Raw genomic sequence first — 2,677 nt, 5'->3', positions numbered from 1 at the left:
ACAAGGGTGCACCAATGAGCGCACCACGCGGCGCGGGCCTGATGCTCGCGGCCACCACGTTCACCGGCGTGGCGAACTACGGGCTGTCGCTGGTCCTCGTGCACCTGCTGTCGCCGGGCGAGTTCTCGCGCTTCGCGGCCGCGTCCACGTTGCTGCTGACCGTGGGCACGGTCGCCGGCGCGGCGGTGCCGTGGGTCATGGCCCGGGAGGCCGCGTTGAGCCGGCGGGGTGACGCGCGGCGACGACGGGCGATCCGCTTCGGCCTCGGTGCCAGCCTGGCGCTGGGCCTGGTCTGCTCGCTCATGGTGCTGGTCGCGTCCGCGTCCTATGCCGGCACCGCGCTGCTCGCCGGCGAGGCCGCGGCGACGGTGTTCATCCTGCTCTGCGCGGTCGGCGTCGGTGTCCTGCAAGGCGAACGGAACTTCGCCACGCTGGCCGGGGTCCGCATCCTCGAGGTGGCCATCCGCATCGCCCTGGCGGTGCTGGCCGCGCTGATCGGCTGGGGCAGCGCCGGGGTGATCGGCGCCTTCGCCGTCGGCGCGGGCACGGCGGCGCTGTGGAGCCTGCTGACGCTGGGGCGGGACCTCTGGGCGCCGCCACCGCCCGCTGCACCGTCGGTGCCTCCCCGGATGACGGATTGGCGGACCCGGGACACACAGGTGGCCGGTCTGAAGACGCGGGAACTCAGCCCGGGCCGACGGACGACCACGCCGGAGGCTCCGGACCCGCGTACCGGTGCGGTTGCCGGCGGGACCCGGGCGCTGGCCCGGCACGCCGCCGGGCTCGCGGCCGGTCAGGCCGCCCTGTCCCTGCTGCTCACCCTCGACGTCATCATCGGCGCCGCCCTGCAGCGCGGCGGTGACGGCCTGGCCGGCTACCAGGCGCTGCTCGTACTCGCCCGCATCCCGCTGTTCCTGGCCACCGCGTTGGCCACCGCCGTCTTCCCCCGCCTGGTCGGAACCCACGGTGATCGCGGCGCCAACCAAACCTTCCGCGCCACCCTGCGCACGTTCCTGCTGCTCAGCGTCCTGATCACCGCCGGAGTGGCCACGGTCCCGGCCGGGCTCGTCGAGGTGGTGCTGCCGACCGAGTACCTGGCGTCGCTGTCCCTGCTGCCGCCCCTGGCCCTGGCCGGCTTCGGCGGCGCCCTGGCGACGCTCCTGATCGCCTACCTTCAGGCCCGCGACCTGCTCCGCGCGGCCGCCGGCGTGCTCGTCACCGCGCTGATCGCGAGCGGCTGCGCCTACCCGTTCGTCGCGGCGGACCCGGCCCACCTGGCCTGGGCATCAGCGGCGGCGACCCTGGGCGCCGCAGCCGGTCTGCTCGCTCTGGTCGACCGCCGGGGACGGACGGTACGGGCACCCGCGACCGTCATCGGCCCGGTGCTGTTCGGCATCCTCGCCTGGCTGCTGCTCGGCCGGCTGACCGACCACCTCGTCGTCTGGCTGCTCACCGCCGGCATCCTCGGCGCCGCCACCCTGCTGCTGGTCAGGCCCCGATCCCGGCCGGAAGGCCCGCTGCGGGTGCTGCACCTGGGTTTCGAGGATCCGGCCCGCCCCGGCGCGGGCGGCGGCTCGGTACGCACCCACGAAGTGAACCGCCGCCTGGCCGCCGCAGGCGTCGAAGTGGTCGTCGCGTGCAGCCGCTACCCCGGCTTCACCGAACGCGTCCAGGACGGTGTCCGGTACGTGCCCTGCGGCTGGCCGGCTCCTCCGGGACACTTCCCGTCCCTGCTCGCCTACTTCGGTCTGGTCCTCACCGGACTGTGGCGCCTGGAACGCCGCTGGCGCCCCGACCTGATCGTCGAGGACTTCGCGGCGCCGTTCTCCAGCATCGCGGTGCCCTACCTGACCCGTACGCCGGTGGTGGGCGTCGTGCAGTGGCTGTTCGCGCGGGACAAGGCCCGGCAGTACCACCTGCCGTTCCACCTGGTCGAACGGCTGGGGGTGGGCGCGCACGACAAGCTGATCGCGGTGAGCGAGGACCTGGCCGGGGAACTGCGCGGGCGCAACCCGCACGCGGAGGTGCACGCGCTGCCCAACGGTCTCGAGCCGGCCGCGTGGCAGGGCGCGGCGGCATTCGGCCGGGGAGACCACATCCTGTTCCTGGGCCGGCTCGAGATCGCCCAGAAGGGCATGGACCTGCTGCTGGACGCGTACGCGGCGGCGGCACCGTCCATCCGGGCCGACCTGCACCTGGCCGGCGACGGACCGGACGCCGAAGTGCTGCTGGCCCGGGTACGGGCGCTCGGGATCGAGGACCGGGTCCACTGGCTGGGCCGGGTGGACGGGGCTCAGCGATTCGATCTGCTGGCCCGGGCGCAGTTCGTCTGCATGCCGAGCCGCTACGAGACCTTCGGCATGGTCGCGGCGGAAGCGCTGGCCGTGGGGACACCGGTGGTGGCGTTCGACATCCCGTGCCTGAGGGCGCTCGTGCACGAAGGGGTCGGGGTGCCCGTACCGGCCGAGGACGTGCCGGCGCTGACCTCCGCGCTGATCACCATGGCCAACGATCCGGCCCGCTGCCGCCGGCTCGGCGCCGCGGGTCCGGCGTCGGTGCGCCACCTCGACTGGGACCTGGTGGCGGCGGCCCAGCTGGCGATCTATCGCGCGGTGGCTGAGGTGGACGTACCCGAGCCGCGGGTCGCGGCGGCGGTCTAGGTGTGATGTCCGGACAG

Annotated in this window: 1 protein-coding gene; it reads left to right on the top strand. The window is 74.3% G+C overall.

The window, feature by feature from the left end; all coding sequences use genetic code 11:
- Positions 1–14 precede the first annotated feature (14 nt).
- The gene (locus Aau02nite_RS44235) at positions 15–2,660 is read left to right on the top strand and encodes a glycosyltransferase (RefSeq protein ID WP_212994695.1); all 2,646 of its coding nucleotides are present in this window, start codon (positions 15–17) and stop codon (positions 2,658–2,660) included.
- The last annotated feature ends 17 nt before the right edge of the window (positions 2,661–2,677 follow it).

This window comes from Actinoplanes auranticolor (assembly GCF_018332655.1).
GTDB classification, from domain to species: Bacteria; Actinomycetota; Actinomycetes; order Mycobacteriales; family Micromonosporaceae; genus Actinoplanes; species Actinoplanes auranticolor.
Note: the sequence above shows the minus strand (reverse complement) of the source record. Positions and strands in the feature narration are given on the sequence as shown.